13 protein-coding genes are annotated in these 18,706 nt (G+C 35.3%); 3 read left to right on the top strand and 10 right to left on the bottom strand.

The features are described from left to right. On the bottom strand, positions 1-1,311 hold the full coding sequence (locus tag SJY30_RS06085; protein ID WP_396634692.1) for an amidohydrolase: 1,311 nt from the start codon (positions 1,309-1,311) through the stop codon (positions 1-3). Positions 1,312-1,517: 206 nt separating this feature from the next. Here SJY30_RS06085 and SJY30_RS06080 point away from each other — a divergent pair, with 206 nt between their 5' ends. Beyond that, positions 1,518-3,845, top strand: coding sequence for an ATP-dependent helicase (locus SJY30_RS06080; protein WP_396634691.1), 2,328 nt, complete (start codon positions 1,518-1,520; stop codon positions 3,843-3,845). Between the two features lie 44 nt (positions 3,846-3,889). Next, entirely contained in the window at positions 3,890-4,513 is a 624-nt protein-coding gene (locus SJY30_RS06075; protein WP_036153947.1) for an L-threonylcarbamoyladenylate synthase, read from the top strand. Positions 4,514-4,588: 75 nt separating this feature from the next. On the opposite strand, the gene SJY30_RS06070 is transcribed toward SJY30_RS06075, so the two are convergent. From SJY30_RS06070 to SJY30_RS06060, 3 genes are all read right to left on the bottom strand, one after another. After that, entirely contained in the window at positions 4,589-5,443 is an 855-nt protein-coding gene (locus SJY30_RS06070) for an OmpA family protein (protein ID WP_396634690.1), read from the bottom strand. A 100-nt stretch (positions 5,444-5,543) separates the two neighbouring features. Next, positions 5,544-6,545 carry a glycosyltransferase family 2 protein gene (locus tag SJY30_RS06065; protein WP_396634689.1) on the bottom strand — a complete coding sequence of 334 codons (1,002 nt, stop codon included), beginning with the start codon at positions 6,543-6,545 and terminating at the stop codon, positions 5,544-5,546. Positions 6,546-6,557: 12 nt separating this feature from the next. Continuing rightward, a complete protein-coding gene (locus tag SJY30_RS06060) occupies positions 6,558-7,004 on the bottom strand; it encodes a type I restriction enzyme HsdR N-terminal domain-containing protein (protein ID WP_396634688.1) in 447 nt (148 codons plus the stop codon). A 26-nt stretch (positions 7,005-7,030) separates the two neighbouring features. On the opposite strand from SJY30_RS06060, the gene holA reads away from it, so the two are divergent. After that, a complete protein-coding gene (holA, locus tag SJY30_RS06055) occupies positions 7,031-8,032 on the top strand; it encodes a DNA polymerase III subunit delta (RefSeq protein ID WP_396634687.1) in 1,002 nt (333 codons plus the stop codon). 98 nt (positions 8,033-8,130) lie between these two features. Here the strand turns inward: holA and SJY30_RS06050 are convergent, their stop codons facing one another. The 6 genes from SJY30_RS06050 to SJY30_RS06025 form a co-directional block, all read right to left on the bottom strand. Beyond that, positions 8,131-8,508: a DoxX family protein gene (locus SJY30_RS06050; RefSeq protein WP_396634686.1), complete on the bottom strand. Its 378-nt coding sequence runs from the start codon at positions 8,506-8,508 to the stop codon at positions 8,131-8,133. A gap of 237 nt (positions 8,509-8,745) precedes the next feature. Beyond that, positions 8,746-11,157 (bottom strand): thiamine pyrophosphate-dependent enzyme, encoded by a 2,412-nt coding sequence (locus SJY30_RS06045; RefSeq protein WP_396634685.1) that lies wholly within the window; start codon positions 11,155-11,157, stop codon positions 8,746-8,748. Between the two features lie 156 nt (positions 11,158-11,313). Continuing rightward, a complete protein-coding gene (locus SJY30_RS06040; protein ID WP_396634684.1) occupies positions 11,314-14,163 on the bottom strand; it encodes a M1 family aminopeptidase in 2,850 nt (949 codons plus the stop codon). Positions 14,164-14,171: 8 nt separating this feature from the next. Then, positions 14,172-14,858 (bottom strand): TIGR00730 family Rossman fold protein, encoded by a 687-nt coding sequence (locus tag SJY30_RS06035; protein WP_396634683.1) that lies wholly within the window; start codon positions 14,856-14,858, stop codon positions 14,172-14,174. A 42-nt stretch (positions 14,859-14,900) separates the two neighbouring features. After that, positions 14,901-17,732 carry an excinuclease ABC subunit UvrA gene (uvrA, locus tag SJY30_RS06030; protein ID WP_396634682.1) on the bottom strand — a complete coding sequence of 944 codons (2,832 nt, stop codon included), beginning with the start codon at positions 17,730-17,732 and terminating at the stop codon, positions 14,901-14,903. 115 nt (positions 17,733-17,847) lie between these two features. Further along, the gene (locus SJY30_RS06025) at positions 17,848-18,684 is read right to left on the bottom strand and encodes a universal stress protein (protein ID WP_396634681.1); all 837 of its coding nucleotides are present in this window, start codon (positions 18,682-18,684) and stop codon (positions 17,848-17,850) included. Positions 18,685-18,706 lie beyond the last annotated feature (22 nt).

Raw genomic sequence — 18,706 nt, 5'->3', positions numbered from 1 at the left:
TTATCCTTTTGGTTTTATATCTAAAAGCGGTGTTTGGTCGCTATTTAGGTAATCTAAACTCATTTCTGTTAGCGTACGAACTCCTAAAAGTAATCCGCTATCATCAATTAAAAAGTCTGGTGTGTGGTGTGGGTAAGATTCTGTTGTACCAGGAGTCATTCCTCCTAAGAAAAAGAAAAACCCTGGTGCTTCTCTTTGAAAATATGAGAAATCTTCTGCACCCGTAATCGCTTTTTGAAATTGTACATTTTCATCTCCAGCTACTCTTTTCATAGTAGGTAACATTTGTTCTACTAATTCTGGATTGTTATAAGTAATATCGGTAGCGTCTTTAATTACACAAGTAGCTTCACCACCGTAAGCTTTGGCGATGTCACTTACCATTTCTACCATACGTGCATTTAACTTGTCTTTCATGTTATAGTCTAAGGTTCTAATAGTACCGATCATCTCTGCAGATTCTGGTATGATATTAAAACGAACACCACTTTTAATTTTACCAACAGTAATAACTGCTGCTTCATTAGTCAGGTCAGTTTCTCTACTGATTATTGTTTGTAGCCCGTCAATAATTTTAGCACTGATCAAAATTGGATCAACACCTGACCATGGTTGCGAACCGTGAGATTGCTTTCCTTTTACGTTAATTGTAAAACTCTGAGCAGCTGCCATAGTACCACCAGATTTGTATCTGATAACGCCTACAGGGGTTTGAGAGTTAATGTGCAATCCGAAAATCGCATCAACCTTAGGATTGCTCATAACGCCTTCCTTAACCATTAAAAGAGCTCCGCCTTCTTCTCCTGGTGGTGGTCCTTCTTCTGCAGGTTGAAAGATGAACTTAACGGTTCCTTTAATTTTGTCTTTATTTTTAGACATTATTTCAGCAACACCCATTAAAATAGCAGTATGCGTATCATGACCACAAGCATGCATAACGCCTACTTTTTCACCCATAAATTCTGAAGTTACATTAGATTTATATGGTAGATCATTTCTTTCTGTTACCGGTAAGGCATCGATATCTGCTCTAAGTGCTACCACTTTACCAGGTAAGTCACCTTTTAACAGACCAACAACACCAGTATGCGCAACGCCGGTTTCTACCTCAATTCCCAAAGACTTTAAGTGCTTGGCAATTTTTTCCGCTGTCTTAAATTCACGATTCCCCAATTCCGGATTCTGATGAATCTCTCTTCTCCAATCAATTACTTTGCTTTCAATAGCTTTGTAATCTTTTTCAAGATTTGGACCTTGTGCCTGAACGGTAAACCCGAAAAGAACGAGAGCCAATATGCCTAGTTTTCTCATAATCAGTATTTAATGTTAGTTTGTTCTCTATTTTTTGTTGGTCATAAAGACATAAATGCATCAACAGGTGTTCTCTGTAAGCGGAATTAAAGTTTAAATATATTCAAAATGAAAAGAAATACCAGTCATTGTTCACAAATCTAAATCACTTCACTTTTACTATCCCTCATTTATGGCTAAATTTACGTCACTAAAAGAAAGAAAATTTGAGCTCATTTATTGATGAATTGAACGATGCCCAAAAGGCTCCTGTTTTGCATAAAGACGGACCTTTAATGGTAATTGCCGGCGCTGGATCGGGTAAAACTCGTGTACTAACTTATAGAATTGCACACCTTATGGCGCAGGGTGTAGATTCTTTTAATATTCTATCCCTAACATTTACAAATAAGGCGGCTCGTGAAATGAAAGCACGTATTGCTCAAATTGTGGGGGCATCTGAAGCTAAAAACCTTTGGATGGGAACTTTCCACTCCGTTTTTGCCAAATTACTGCGTATTGATGGTGATAAACTCGGCTATCCTGCCAATTTTACTATTTATGACACACAAGATTCTCAGCGCTTATTAGCTTCGATCATTAAGGAAATGGGGCTTGACAAGGATATTTATAAATACAAGCAGATTCAAAATAGAATTTCGTCATTTAAGAATAGCTTAATAACCGTAAAGGCCTACCGTAATGATCCAGATTTGGTAGAGCAGGATGCCATGGCAAAAAAGCCAAGAACAGGGGATATTTACGAAAATTATGTAGACCGTTGTTTTAAGGCGGGTGCAATGGATTTTGATGATTTACTATTGAGAACCAATGAGCTTTTAACACGCTACCCAGATGTGTTGGCAAAGTACCAAGATCGATTTAGGTATATTTTGGTTGATGAGTACCAAGATACCAATCATTCGCAGTATTTGATTGTAAAGGCTTTGGCCGATCGTTTTCAGAATATATGTGTGGTAGGTGACGATGCACAGAGTATTTATTCATTTAGGGGAGCGAACATTAGTAATATTTTGAACTTTCAGAAAGATTACGATAATGTAGGGATGTATCGTTTAGAACAGAACTACCGCTCTACACGAAACATTGTAAATGCTGCCAACTCCGTAATCGGCAAAAACCAAAATCAGATTGAAAAGGTGGTTTGGACGGATAATGATGATGGTCCTGCTATTAAAATTCACAGAAGTACTACTGATGCTGAAGAAGGTAGATTTGTAGCAAATTCTATTTGGGAGCATAGAATGCAGCAGCAAATGACCAATGGTCAATTTTGTGTATTATATAGAACAAACTCCCAATCTAGGGCTATTGAAGATGCCTTACGTAAAAGGGACATTCCATATCGTATTTATGGCGGACTCTCATTTTACCAACGAAAAGAAATAAAAGATGTACTGTCATATCTACGTTTGGTCATTAACCCTAAAGATGAAGAAGCTTTAAAAAGGGTGATAAACTTTCCTGCTAGGGGAATTGGCGGTACTACTTTAGATAGATTAATTGTAGCTGCAAATCATTACAACCGTTCCATTTTTGAGGTAATGGAAAACATAGATCGTATTGATTTGAAAATTAATGCGGGTACCAAACGTAAGTTAACGGATTTTGTAAACATGATCAAGAGTTTTCAGGTCATGAACGAAACTACGGATGCCTTTACATTATCAGAACATGTAGCCAAAAAAACCGGTGTTCTTTTAGAATTTAAAAAAGACGGAACCCCAGAAGGTATCGGTAAGATGGAGAATATCGAAGAGCTTTTAAATGGTATAAAAGATTTTGTTGAAGGGCAGAAAGAAGTTGATGAAGCAACAGGAAACATAAGTGAATTTTTAGAAGATGTTGCACTTGCTACCGATTTGGATAAAGATACGGGTGATGACGATAGGGTTGCATTGATGACCATTCACTTGGCAAAAGGATTGGAATTTCCGTACGTATATATAGTGGGGATGGAGGAAGATCTGTTTCCGTCGGGTATGAGTATGAGCACCCGAAGTGAGCTGGAAGAGGAGCGTAGGTTGTTCTATGTTGCGTTGACCAGAGCTGAAAAACAAGCGTATTTGACATACACGCAAAATAGATATCGTTGGGGTAAATTAATAGACGCAGAACCTAGTCGTTTCTTAGAAGAGATAGATGAGAAATATGTGGAGAACCTTACACCAATTGATGGCGGGTACCGCTACAAATCTCTTATAAATGCCGATATTTTTGGTGAAGTAGATAAGAGTAGGTTACGTCAAGAAAAACCTAAAAGGGGCACGCCGCCAATAGTTGGTCAGCCAAATTCAGGGCAACTTAAAAAATTACGAAAATTAAAGCCTCAGCTATCAGAACCTGTTGGTAATACAAATAAGATCGATCCAAACCTTACCGAAGGTTCATTGATCAACCATACTCGTTTTGGTCGTGGTAAGGTCGTAAAAATTGAAGGTGCCGGTAATGATAGAAAGGCAGAAATAATGTTCGATAAAGGCGATATTAAAAAATTATTACTCCGCTTCGCTAAATTAGAGGTATTGGGATAGTTTAGTAAAATTTAATAACAGTAGCGGTTTTAAACCTTAATGCTATGGCAGAATTTATCAAAATATACGAAGAGAACCCTAACCCTAAAGAGATTAAAAGGGTAGTGGACGTATTGCGTAAAGGTGGCTTGGTTATCTACCCAACAGATACGGTCTACGGGTTGGGTTGCGATATTACGAACACCAAGGCATTGGAAAAAATTGCACGTATTAAAGGGGTGAAATTGGCAAAGGCCAATTGGTCCTTCATTTGTACCGATTTAAGTAATCTGTCAGATTATGTACGGCAAATTGATACTGCCACTTTTAAAATTTTGAAACGAGCTTTACCAGGACCTTATACTTTTATATTACCCGGTAATAATAATCTGCCTAAAGAGTTTAAAAAGAAAAAGACGGTTGGTATTCGTGTGCCAGATAACAGTATAGTTAAAGCGCTGGTTGAAGAATTAGGTAACCCAATTGTTTCAACCTCTATTCGTGATGAAGATGATGTTCTTGAATATACGACTGATCCCGAATTAATTTACGAGAAATGGGACAATCTTGTGGATATCGTAATTGATGGCGGTTATGGTGGTAATGTAGGGTCGACTATAATAGATGTTTCTACCGGAGGTTTGCCTGAAGTTATTCGTGAAGGAAAAGGTAGTTTAGATATTATTTAAAAGCTACATTCAAAAACCAAGACATAAAAAAAGCGGCTCTATAGAGCCGCTTTAATTTTATATGCAAATCAGTAATTATTTGTTGATTGCAGGATCTTTCATTCCTTCTTCAATCATGCTATAAAACTGATCGATTTTTGGAAGAACAACGATACGGGTTCTTCTGTTTTTAGATTTTTCTGTTGTAGAAACCGGTACATATTCAGCTCTACCTGCAGCAGTCATACGCTTAGGATCTACATTGAAATCTTTTTGTAAAATACGAACAACAGCGGTTGCACGCTTAACACTCAAATCCCAGTTATCCAATAAAGAACCGTTACCTCTATAAGGTACGTCATCTGTATGACCTTCTACCATGAATTCGAAATCTGGCTTATTGTTTACCACTTTAGCAACTTTACCAAGAACTTCTTTAGCTCTTCTTGTAACGTTGTAGCTACCGCTGCTAAATAATAATTTGTCTGAAATTGATACGAAAACAACACCTTTTTCAACGCTGATTTCTATATCCTCATCATCCATGTTACCTAAAACACCTTTTAAGCTCTGTACCAAAGAAAGGTTTACAGAATCTCTACGTGTAATTGCATCATTTAATTTACGGATGGTTAAATCTTTTTCTTGTAAACTCTCTAAAGATTTCTCTAAGTTCTCAGCACCTTTGGTAGTCAAAGTTGTTAAGTTGCCCATATTATTGATCAACTCTTGATTGTTTGCTTTTAAGAAAGCATTTTGATCTTCTAAAGTTTGAAGTCTAGATGAAGCTGTTGCTTTTTCTTCTAAACAATCATTCAATTTAACTGTCGCCGAATTCAATAAATCTTGTGCATTTTTATGCTTAGCTTCAAGATCTGCATACTTCTTAGAAGATACACATGATGAAAGTAATAGCGTTACTCCAAGACATCCTAATAATACTTTTTTCATAATTCTATTCTATTATACTTGTTTAAGTGGTTTACTCAATTTTCGCATCTAAGCGACTTCAAAATTATATAATTACAAAGTCACTTATATGTGTTGTTAGTTAATCTTTTACTAAAATGTTAAAATTACTTATTCTATGTACGAAGTAAGACCATACAATGGACTTCGTTACATAGTATTTTCTGAGAAACTGTGTTTTTTCTCTCTTTTTATACATTTTTCCAAATTGTCTGTAAAAGCTTAAATGTGCCCTAAAAATAGCGAAAAAGTGTTTAAATCTTAACTGGAAAAGAAATCGTATTGCCGCAATACCATCTAACAGCAATCTCAAGAATATAATGATGAAAGCCTTTCTTCTAGGAAGATTCTTTGTAATCGAAAATAATGTATTCCTGAAGTTAAGGTATGTTTTCTTTGGATTCATGTTACTTAATGTAGAACCACCTAAATGAAATACTTTAGAGGTGCCCACATAAAATATTTTGTAACCGTGGTTTTTAGCACGCCAGCATAAATCTACTTCTTCTTGGTGTGCAAAGTAATCTTCATCGAATCCTTTTAACTCATGAAAAACTTCTTTTTTAATAAACATGCATGCTCCCGTCGCCCAAAATATTTCTCGCACGTCATCATATTGACCGTTATCTTTCTCTAAAGTCTGAAAGACTCTTCCTCTACAGAATGGATACCCCAGCTGATCAATGAACCCACCAGCTGCGCCCGCGTATTCAAAATGATCTTTTTTAAGTAAATCCAAAATTTTTGGTTGTATGATTGCAGCTTCTGGTACCTGATTAAATGTCTCTTTAATAGGGCTCAGCCAATTAGGTGAAACTTCTACATCTGAATTCAATAAACAAAAGATGTCTGCGTCTACATGTACCAAGGCATCATTATATCCTTTAGTAAAACCACCATTTTCTGTATTCTGAATGATTTTTACGGTTGGGTAGTTTTCTTTTACAAATGCAACGGATCCGTCTGTGGAAGCATTATCCGCAACATATATATCTGCACCGGGAGAATAATTGATAACAGAAGGCAGGTACCTTTCTAAAAGCACTTCACCATTCCAATTTAATATGACTACGGCTATCTTCAAATCGATCGCAAATTAACGGCTAAAATCAGGAATTTCCTTCATAAATTCATATTTTTCCGCAATAAGGTCTGTTTGGCAGTAATAATGAGAGAGTCCGTTCGTAACCATTAAGTAAGTAGCATTCAATTTGAAATTGTATTGTGCTATTTGATCAAATGTCATTTGAGATATAGAAACTTCGGGTGCCTTGCATTCTACAAGTATGTGCAGTTGACCGTTGGGTTTAAAAACAACCACATCATATCTTTTCTTTAATCCGTTGAGTGTTATTTGTTTTTCTACATTAATATGACTGACCGGATATTTCTTTTCTTGAATAAGAAACTGAACTACATGTTGCCGAACCCATTCTTCTGGAGTAAGCACCAAAAATTTTTTACGTATAACGTCAAAAATCAAGGTTCTATTTTCGCTATTTTTGACCCTGAAAGTGTAGCTAGGGAAATTTAGTGGCTGCATTATACAAAGTTGATGATTTTTTCTGAATGGATGAAGCTGTACAAATAGTCAATGCGATAAAGAAAGGGCAGATAAGCCCTATATATTTCCTTTATGGGGAAGAAGCATATTTTATTGATAAAATTTCCGATTTTATAAGTGACAATGTGTTGACCGAAGAAGAAAAGGGATTCAACCAAATGGTGCTTTATGGAAGAGATGTATCTATTGAAGATATTGTAGGTAATGCCAAACGTTATCCTATGATGGCAGAAAAACAAGTGGTCATCGTAAAGGAAGCTCAACACTTATCCCGTACTATAGAGAACCTATGTGCATATGCAGAAAACCCGCAACAATCTACAGTTCTAGTTATTTGTTATAAATACAAAAAGTTGGATAAGCGCAAAAAGCTACACAAGATTATAAAGAAGAACGGTGTAGTTTTTGAAAGCAAGAAATTATATGAAAATCAGGTAAGTGATTGGCTTAGAAAGCATTTGGTAAGCCGTGGTTATACCATATCTCATAAAGCCGCTTTATTATTGGTAGAATACCTAGGAACGGATTTAGGTAAAATCAGTAAAGAGCTAGATAAATTAAAATTGGTTCTGCCAAAACAGACCGAAATCAACCCTCAGCATATAGAGGAACATATTGGTATAAGTAAAGATTATAATAATTTTGAGTTGAAAAGAGCTATAGGTGATAGAGATATCGTAAAGGCGACCAAGATCATTAATTATTTTGCCCAGAATCCAAAAGACAATCCGTTTATACTAACGATTACCCTATTACATTCGTTTTTTACACAGTTATTACAGTATCACGGTCTTACGGATCATTCACCTAAAAATGTGGCGAGTGCATTACGCATAAATCCTTATTTTGTAAAAGAGATACAAACTGCCGCTAGAAATTACCCAATGAAGAAAGTAAGCGGCATTATCTCTAGTTTACGTGAAATGGACTTGAAAGGAAAAGGAGTAGGGGCTACACCAATGAAAGAGGCCGACCTTTTAAAAGAACTACTATATAAAATAGTCTAACGATTGTTCAATATTCGATATTCAAGCGATTCTACATTTGCGTAGGAATGTAATTAGGGTATTCATTTCAAAACCGTGCTGATTTAGTTTGAGTTTAGTTACTTTTTATCTATTCCAAATTTACCTGGTCCTACCAATGAAATGGTTATAAAAGCTACCAAGTAAAACAATGCTTTTTCTTTTGTACTAAAATCATCGGCACCATGAGTAATAAATGCTGCAACTGCCATGGTAATTGCTGCTGGTATTGCAGCCAAACGCGATTTAAAACCTATAATAATTAGAATTGGGCAAATAAATTCGCCTATTACGGCTAAAAATAAGGAGGGGGCTGCCCCAATACCAAAAGGATCGGCAAATTCAAAATCTCCAGAAATTAATTTTTGAAATTTAGGAAGACCGTGTGTCAACATCATTGCTGAAATTGCAATTCTAAAAAAAGCTAAACCGATATCTTTTAATAACGTATTTTTCATTTTTGGCATTATTTCCTTTAAAAGTATAGATTTTTTTTTGTTTTTCTGAAATATATTAAAGTATACAATGAGAAGATTCTATTTTTTTAACAGTAAAATATAGAGGTTGCTTAGTTTTCAGTTAGTTAAGAATTTCGTAGAAGAGTGATATCAATTCATTTATTTTTGAGGCGAATGTTAGGGAATAAAAAAATCCCATATTTCATGGGATTTTTCTTACTTAAATTTAATTGTTTTCTATCTCAATTTAGGATAGTCGTTTGGTTTAACTTCATGCATAATTGCATATACCTTCTCAAAAATATCTTCTCTATTAGGTTTTGAGAAATAATCACCATCAGAACCATATGCAGGTCTATGCGCTTTTGCACTTAACGTCTGTGGTGTACTATCTAAATATTGAAAAGCACCTTGTTTTTCTATAATTTCATTAAGCAGATACGCAGAACATCCACCAGGTACATCTTCGTCAATTACCAATAAACGGTTTGTTTTCTTTACACTTTCCAATACTTCCATTTCAATATCGAATGGTAGTAATGTTTGTGCATCTATAACTTCTGCATCAATACCAACTTCAATAAGTTCTTTGGCAGCTTTTTCAACGATACGCAAGGTAGAACCATAAGAAACCAAGGTGATGTCGCTACCTTCTTTAATTGTTTCAACTTTACCGATAGGTGTACAAAACTCACCTAAATTTTTTGGCTTCTTTTCTTTTAATCGATACCCGTTTAAGCTTTCGATAACCAATGCAGGTTCATCACTTTTCAAGAGTGTATTATAAAATCCGGCTGCTTGGGTCATATTTCTAGGCGCTAAAATGTACATACCTCTAAGTAGATGTATTAATCCGCCCATTTCTGATCCAGAATGCCATATACCCTCTAGCCTGTGACCTCTTGTTCTAATGATTAACGGAGCTTTCTGTTTACCTGCGGTTCTATACAGTAAAGTCGCTAAATCATCTGTTAGGGTCGATAAAGCATAAAAAATATAATCTAAGTACTGAATTTCAGCAATAGGTCTAAGACCTCTTAATGCCATGCCTATACCTTGACCAATAATTGTTGTTTCACGAATACCCGTATCTGCAACTCGTATTTTACCGTATTTCTCTTGCATACCTTCAAGACCTTGGTTTACATCACCAATAGCACCGGTATCTTCTCCAAAAATCAACGTATTCGGATATTTTTCAAATAGTTTGTCGAAATTATCCCTAAGTATAACTCTACCATCTACTAATTCGTTATCATCACTGTATTCTGGTGTAATGCCGGTAACGTTTGTGGCCTTGTTGTCATTCTCACTATAAAGATGAGAACTGTATTTATGTTGAGATTCTTTTAAAAAGTTGGCTGTCCAGTTTATGATGTCTTGCTTTTCCGGTGTATTCTCTCCAAGTAAATAGCGTAGAGATTTTCTAGCGGCAATAGCCAAATCTTTACGAAGGGGCTCTTCAATAGCAATTAAATCATTTTTTAATTTATTGAGAAAATTCTTGTTCGGACTCTTAGAAGCTGCTTTTTCAATTAGATTTATTAAAAGTGATTTATCTGATAGATTATCTTTTAAATACTCGTCCCAAGCTTGTTTTTTTGCTTCTCTGACCGAGCGCTTAATTCTCTTTTCAATAGATGCTAATTCTTCTGTTGTGGCAATACCAGAATCTAAGATCCATTCTTTAAAACGTTTGTTACAATCATGGTCACGTTCCCATTCTAAACGCTCATTGTCTTTATAACGTTCATGTGATCCAGATGTAGAATGACCTTGTGGTTGTGTTAATTCATTTACATGAATAATGACCGGTACATGTTCTTGTCTAGCTATATCAGCAGCATTTTCATAAGCGTGCATCAATGCAGTATAGTCCCAACCGTTTACTCTTAAGATTTCATATCCTTTTTCATTTTCAGTTCTTTGAAAACCAGATAAAACCTCCGAAATATTTTCTTTTGTTGTATGGAATTTAGCAGGTACGGAAATGCCGTATTCATCATCCCAAATACTGATAACCATGGGTACTTGTAAAACACCGGCTGCATTTATGGTTTCGAAGAACATGCCTTCACTAGTACTTGCATTACCAATGGTACCCCATGCTATTTCATCTCCGTTTACCGAAAATTTAGCACTGTCTAGACCTTCTTGGTTTCTATACACTTTAGATGCTTGAGCAAGTCCTAATAGACGAGGCATTTGCCCTGCGGTACATGAAATGTCTCCGCTACTGTTTTTTTGTTTAGTTAGATCTTTCCAACTTCCGTCGGCATTTAAACTATGTGTTAAAAAATGACCGCCCATTTGCCTACCGGCACTCATAGGTTCTTTTTCTATATCTGTGGTAGCATACAATGCGTGAAAGAATTCTTTAGGCTGTAAAAGACCTAAAGCCATCATGAAGGTTTGATCTCTATAGTAACCACTTCTAAAATCGCCATTTTTAAATGAACGGGCCATAGCTAACTGAGGTAACTCTTTACCATCGCCAAAGATGCCGAATTTAGCTTTACCTGTTAGTACTTCTTTTCTTCCCAATAAGCTACAAGTTCGGCTTAAAAAAGCGACTTCGTAATCATTTATAATTTGTTCTTTGAAATCTTCAAAGGAAATATCATTACTGGTTTTAGAAGAAACATCCATGTATTATCTAGTTTTTACAAAATTACCGAATCAAGTACTTTTTAGCAACGCTGTAACCAGTTAATTTATTCCATTTTTTTCAACAAAAGTGATATTATTTTGAAAATTTCTTAATTTTAACTAAAAATTCTAAGGGTCGTATTAGAATTTCTTAGTTTAAAACCATTTTCTTGTGAATAATCCTGTAAGGGTTTTTGGGCTTACGGTGATAATAAATCTAATTCTCTCACCGTAATTAGGCTGTGAAATTTCCCAACCATTGTTTGAGTGTAAGGGTAGGTACAATTCAAAGTAATCTGTTACCAGATTTAAACGCACCCCAGAATCATAAACGAATTTGCCATCGAGACCTTTATTCTTTACCCAGCCGGCATCCCCATATAATTCAATCCATTTCCAAATATTAAAACTACCGTTTACGGTTGCCATCCAATCATTAGAAAATCTATAGCGCTGATCTAAGAAAGACTTAAAGCCGCCTTCTGCAATAATAATCTGTTGGCTATAAATACCCGAATCTTCTGAACGACCTAAATAACCATAATCAAAAAGGTAATCTGTTGGTCTATCCAAAGCAAAACTAAAAAAGTCTGTCTTTGTTTTATTACTTAAAAACTTACCAGCGAAGAATCTTAAGTTCAGTTGTCTATTATTCTCAAATAATTTTCGATACTCATATTCAAATGATAATTTGCTGAAACTACCACCTAATTGAAAATCTGCAAACCAAGAATTGTAATCTAAAATGCCATTATTTCTACTTGAATAACGTGCGTTGAACACGCTATAATCTGGATTTTCTGGGTCATTCGCCAAACTTAAAAGTGCAGGGTCAAAATCTCTAAAAATGTTTACATATCTAAAAGATAAAAACTCTCTTTTGTTCGATAATAAATCTGCTGGTCTAAAGCCAAAGCTTACCGAGGGAGTTATGGATGAATATCTAGAGTTTACATTAAAGTGGGATGTGCCGGCACCTATATTATATTGAGCTACATACAATCCGCTTTTGCTTAGGTATTTTCTATAACTGAATTTTCCAGATCCTACAAATGCTTTTTCTTTAAATGAATAGGAGGGTGAGAAATCATATACAAATGGTCTTTCTAGTAAGGTTTTGTTATATAAACGCATACCAGGAGTCCAACCATCATACACATTAAAACTTAACACGGGAACATAGAAAACCTGGTTGTAATACGGGTTTTCAGCATCTTTAAAGAAGGTGAACTTCAATTTTTTGTTACTTGATAAAAATCCTTTTAATGATTTCCAATTGTCGCGCTGGTTAAATTCCGGTATTTTTTGGTCATAGTTAAGTACCAGTCTATCTTCTTTCTTATTAGGTATAGTAAAGGTTTTTTCTAGCTCGATATCTTTGAACCAATATTCAGAAACTACAGAATCTTTTTTAAGGCCGAAAACTGAAATGGGTACATTGGTACCTTCTTTGTTTTTAATGGTTACGTGTAAAGAATCGGTTTCTTTTTTTACCTTCTTTATCTTAAAGTCAATTTTACGGTCTGTTGAGACATAGTCTTTAAAAAACCAGTTGATATCTTGTTGGGTAGAGCGTTTTAAAATAGACTCAAAATCATCAACCTTAACATTGTTCAGCTTATAATATTTGAAAAACGTCTTGATGCTTTCATCTACATGCTCCTGGCCAATATAATCGGCCAAATATGCTAATCCTAAACCAGCCTTATATTTATTAGCGATTTTTTGATTGAATTTTATCAGCGAATCATTAGATGTTTGTAATGCTTGATCTAAATTTTTACGAGCAGTAAGATTGTACAAAAAGGAATACTGATCGTTAAAATCCATTTTTGCCAATTCAAAACTTCTAAAGCCCCAAATTTTTGAAAGTTTACCCATTAATTTTTGGTCTGGGTAATATTTTTCAACGTAAGCAATCATTAGATAATTTGCAATAGCGCTATTTAACCATTGTTCTTTTCGTGGATTTAGGAACATGGTTTCTCTTAGAATACTATTGATCGCCGTTTTCAAGAATTTCATTTCAAACTGAAACTGCTCTTTGTAGGGTCTTATAAAAGAAGGAAGTTGATTTATACCGTAAAGAGGGTCTTTACTATAATCTAGCTCACTGACCAGAATTTTCTCATGAGGATAGTCACCTAGGTTATTATGAATAAAATTTGCGACTTTATTTATGGATAGTCCTTGACCGATTGGGCTGTACCTTGGTGCATTGATGTCGGTCAAAAAAGTCATGTAGGGAGTTCTGTGGGTATAGAAATTTTTCTGTGTATTCAGAATAATTTCCCCACCGCGCTGTAAGTTTCCTTTTAATTGCGCAAACTGCCCATTGGGGAAGCTAGATTCGGTTTTAATATCAAAATTAGAGGCAAGATATAAACTATCAGGGTATTTAAAATTAATGATAGTATTGGTCTCGTTCATATAAAGATCCTCTAGATTTTTATTTGAATACAGATGCCATTTGCCGTCGTATACAGCTGGCGTTAAATACCAATCTTTTAAATAATAATCTCCTCTGCTACCATAACCGTAACGGGTGTATTTATTTGGTGGTAATTTTACTTTATAGGTAATGAAAATTTTAGTTGATGTTTTGGGTGGTAGAATATCATCTAAAGTGACCTTTAAAATGTCCTTTCCTTCGGTTCTGCTCCACTCAAGACCATTATAAGAGTCATCAACAACACTGATAATAGTAGTTTTACCACGTTCATCTGCTTTTGCAAGGTGAAGCGATTTTTTAAATTCTTGAGCAAACCTTTTTGCTAATCCGCTATTTTTATCTGAATAAGCATTAGCCCAGTCATTAAAGTAAATAACACCTAAATTATAATTGGAATTGTTGTAATAGGTGAACTCTTGACGAATATCCAATTCTTTGGTATACTCGTTTAAACTAACGGTAAGGTCAGTTTCATACTGTGCATAACAACTACTTGCATTAACAACAAATGTTATTATGCACAGATAGAAAAGTAATTTTAATCGTTTCGTCAAGGTATAAATTAAAAATTAGGACTCATGCTGTGCCCTTTGTAAAATGAATCTATAATTTCAACTACCTCTTCTTCTGTATCTACTATTTTAATAAGATTAAGATCTTCTGGGCTAATAGTACCCATCTTTAACATGGTTCCTTTGATCCAGTCCATTAGTCCAGACCAAAATTCGCTACCTACCAATATTATTGGGAACTTACCGATTTTATGCGTTTGAATAAGGGTGATGGCTTCAAAAAGCTCATCTAATGTTCCAAAGCCGCCAGGCATTACAACGAACCCTTGAGAGTATTTTACGAACATTACTTTTCTCACGAAAAAGTAATCGAAATCTAAACTCTTGTCATTATCGATATACGGATTGTCGTGTTGCTCAAAAGGTAAATCAATATTTAGACCTACAGATGTACCACCGGCAAGATTTGCGCCTCTATTACCAGCTTCCATAATACCGGGTCCACCTCCGGTAATGACTCCGTAACCTGCTTCTGCAATAGATTTTGCAATAGATACGGCTAGCTTATAATATGGATCTTCTTCTTTTGTTCTAGCTGAACCAAAAATAGATACACATGGTCCTATTTTACTCATACGCTCAAAACCGTTGACAAATTCGCCCATTATCTTGAAAATGGCCCAAGAGTCATTCGTTTTAATTTCGTTCCAGCCTTTGTGATGTTTTTCTGATCTCATTCTTTATTTTGTATGTTTTTTAGATAAATTTATATCTAATTATTATTTTAATTCTCTCTTTAAAAACTTTGCAGTGTAGCTTTTCTTGTCTTTTGCAACTTGTTCCGGAGTTCCTTTCGTTACTAATTGTCCTCCAGATCGCCCACCTTCATAACCTATATCAATGATGTAATCCACCATTTTGATTACGTCCATATTGTGTTCAATTACCAATACGGTATTACCTTTGTCCGCTAATTTATTCAAAACTTCCATTAAAACCCGAATATCTTCGAAATGGAGTCCGGTTGTAGGTTCATCTAAAATGTAGAATGTATTACCTGTATCTCTCTTTGATAGTTCTGTTGCTAATTTAATACGTTGCGCTTCACCACCTGAAAGGGTAGTGGATTGTTGCCCAAGAGAAATGTAACCTAAGCCCACATCTTGTATGGTTTTTAACTTACGATGTATTTTAGGAATAAGTTCAAAAAATGAAACCGCTTCGTTAATGGTCATTTCTAGAACATCTGAAATGGACTTGCCTTTATAACGAATTTCTAAGGTTTCTCGGTTAAATCTCTTTCCGTTACATGTTTCGCATTCTACATAAACATCTGGTAAAAAATTCATTTCTATGACACGAAGCCCACCACCTTGGCAAGTTTCGCAACGACCGCCTTTGACATTAAAGCTGAATCTACCGGGCTTGTAACCTCTTATAGATGCTTCTGTAGTTTTGGCGAACAAGGAACGTATTTCACTGAATACACCGGTGTAAGTAGCCGGGTTTGATCTTGGTGTTCTACCTATGGGCGATTGGTTAATGTCAATAACCTTATCTATGTGCTCAAGACCAGTAATTTTCTTATACGGCATAGGTTTTTTAACGCCATTGAAATAATGGGCGTTCATGATCGGATAAAGCGTTTCGTTTATCAAAGTAGATTTTCCACTACCTGAAACTCCTGTAACCCCGATCATTTTTCCTAAAGGAAACTTAACCGTAATGTTTTTTAAGTTATTCCCTGTACAACCAGATAATACAATTTCATTGCCATTACCGGGTCTTCTCTTTTTAGGAACTTCAATTTCCTTTACACCGGTCATATAATCCGCGGTCAACGTATGTACATGCTTTAGCTGCTCTGGAGTACCTTCTGAAATGATTTCTCCACCGTTTTTGCCAGCTTTGGGTCCAATATCAATAACATGGTCTGCACGTTCTATCATATCGCGGTCATGTTCCACTACAATTACCGAGTTGCCTATATCTCTTAAAGATTCCAATGACTTGATCAGCCGTTCATTATCTCGTTGGTGTAGACCAATACTTGGCTCATCTAAAATATATAACACACCTACTAGTTGCGAACCAATTTGTGTAGCTAATCTAATACGTTGCGCCTCACCACCTGAAAGTGATTTAGAACTTCGGTTCAGAGATAAATAATCAAGCCCGACATCTAATAGAAACTGAATTCTAGTACTGATCTCTTTGATAATTTCTTCGGCAATCTTAAGTTGGTTACCACTAATTTTTTTATCTAAACCTTTAAAAAACGAAGCAAGTTCAACAATATCTAAATTTGCCAATTCGGCTATGTTCTTGTCTTCAATTTTAAAATAGAGTGATTCTTTCTTAAGTCGAAAACCTGTACATGACGGACAAGTAATTTTGTCCATGTATTCCTTGGCCCATCTTTTAATAGAAGTGGATGCGGCCTCTTCAAACTGATTTTTAATAAAGTTGGAAATACCTTCGTAATCAATTTTATAAGTGCGCTTAACTCCTAAGGATTTAGAGTCTACTTCAAAACTTTCTTTACCGCCATTCAGTAGAATTTCTATAGCTTCTTTAGGTATTGAATCTATAGGGGCGGTAATCTCAAAATTATAGCGTTCTGCAATGGTTTCTATCTGCTTAAACGCCCATGATTTTTTATAGTCTCCCAAAGGTGCAATTCCGCCTCCTTTAATGGATAGTTTCTTGTTTGGAAAAATTTTCTTCTCGTTTACTTCATAAACATGACCTAAGCCCTTGCAATTGGGGCACATGCCTTTTGGTGAGTTGAACGAAAAAGTGTTAGGTTCTGGCGTAGGGTAGGAGATACCTGTTGTTGGGCACATTAAATCCCTACTAAAATATCTTGGTACCTCAGTACCTTCTTGAAGAACCATTAATACGTTATCACCACTGTACATGGCCGTATTTATACTTTCAGATAATCGTTTGTGAAAGTCTTCACTTTCTGCAACCTTTAGACGGTCAATTACAATTTCTATATCGTGGGTCTTATAACGATCCACCTTCATTCCCTTAACGATATCCTTTACTTCACCATCTACCCTAACTTTTACAAATCCCTGTTTGGCAATTTGTTCAAAAAGTTCACGGTAGTGACCCTTTCTAGACTTAATTACTGGAGCTAGTATGTTTATTTTTTTATCTAAATAAGACTCAATGATCAAATTTTTAATTTGCTCATCGCTATAGCTTACCATCTTTTCTCCCGTATTGTAACTATGTGCATCTGCAGCACGGGCGTAAAGCAATCTTAGAAAATCATAAATTTCAGTGATAGTACCTACAGTAGATCTTGGTGATTTAGAGGTCGTCTTTTGTTCAATGGCTATTACAGGAGATAGTCCGTCTATCTTATCAACATCCGGGCGTTCTAATCCACCTAAAAATTGTCTTGCATACGCAGAAAAAGTTTCTATGTATCGTCTTTGTCCTTCGGCATAAATGGTGTCAAAAGCCAAAGAAGATTTACCACTACCAGACAAGCCGGTTATCACAACCAATTTATCTCGGGGAATGGTAACATCAATATTTTTAAGGTTATGAACGCGAGCGCCCTTAACTTCTATATTTTCTTCAAAATTAATCATGTATTCACAGTAAAGTTGCAAAAGTACGATTTTGAAGGTTAATTACATATGTTATGTTATTGTTTGAAATGTTGTAGAAACTTAAATTTTAACCCAAAACATTAAAATTCAAACATTACTCATGCATTACGAATAACGGTACCGTAGTTTCATAACTTAATTGCTCTATTGAGTTGTTGAAGAACAATTGCTGAAACAGGTTTAAATTTTTAGCGACCATGGTCAGCATTTCAATTTTGTTCTCACTGATATAAGTTACTATGGTTTCTCTAATGTTCTTGCCAAGTATGTTTTCGAAGCTATGGCTTTCAGTGCATATTTCTTTTAAGTAATCATGTAAATATGCTTTGTTTATTACTTGTGTGTTGGAAAAGCTGGGTCTTGATTGCGACATATGAATTACTTCTAAGTCTGCGTTAGAAATTTCCAGTATTTCCGTTATAGAATTTAATATTGGGTAGGTGTAGAATAGATTAAAATCTGTTGGGAAAGCTATTTTAGAAGGTTTTTGAGCAATGATATTATCAGGTATTACAAGTACGTTACAGGCTATTTTTGTGATAACATTACCCGTGTTGCTACCCATTATACTAGCCTTTATACCAGAGGCACCTTTTGTGCCCATGACTATTAAATTTATCTTTTTCTCCTCTACCGTCTTTCTTGTAATGTCAATGAAATTACCATACTCTTCAAGTGAAATGAATTTATGATCAGGATTTGGACAGCACAATCCTATTCGATCAATGGTTTCGTTCAGTTTATCTTTAGCACAAAATTTTTCTTTGGTATTTAATGTAATGAAAGAATTGCCGGTGATGTCAGAATTACTTAAATCATTTACATGCAATACATAAAAGGAACACTTTATGTTTTCAAAAAAGCACGCAGCATATTCAAGGGCATTCCAAGAATTTTCAGAAAAATCTGTGGGTATTAAAATGTGTTTCATTTATGTAACTTACGTTACAAAA

This window comes from Maribacter sp. R86514 (assembly GCF_044597005.1).
In the GTDB taxonomy this organism is placed as follows: Bacteria; Bacteroidota; Bacteroidia; order Flavobacteriales; family Flavobacteriaceae; genus Maribacter.
This window is presented reverse-complemented; position numbering and strand designations above follow the sequence as displayed.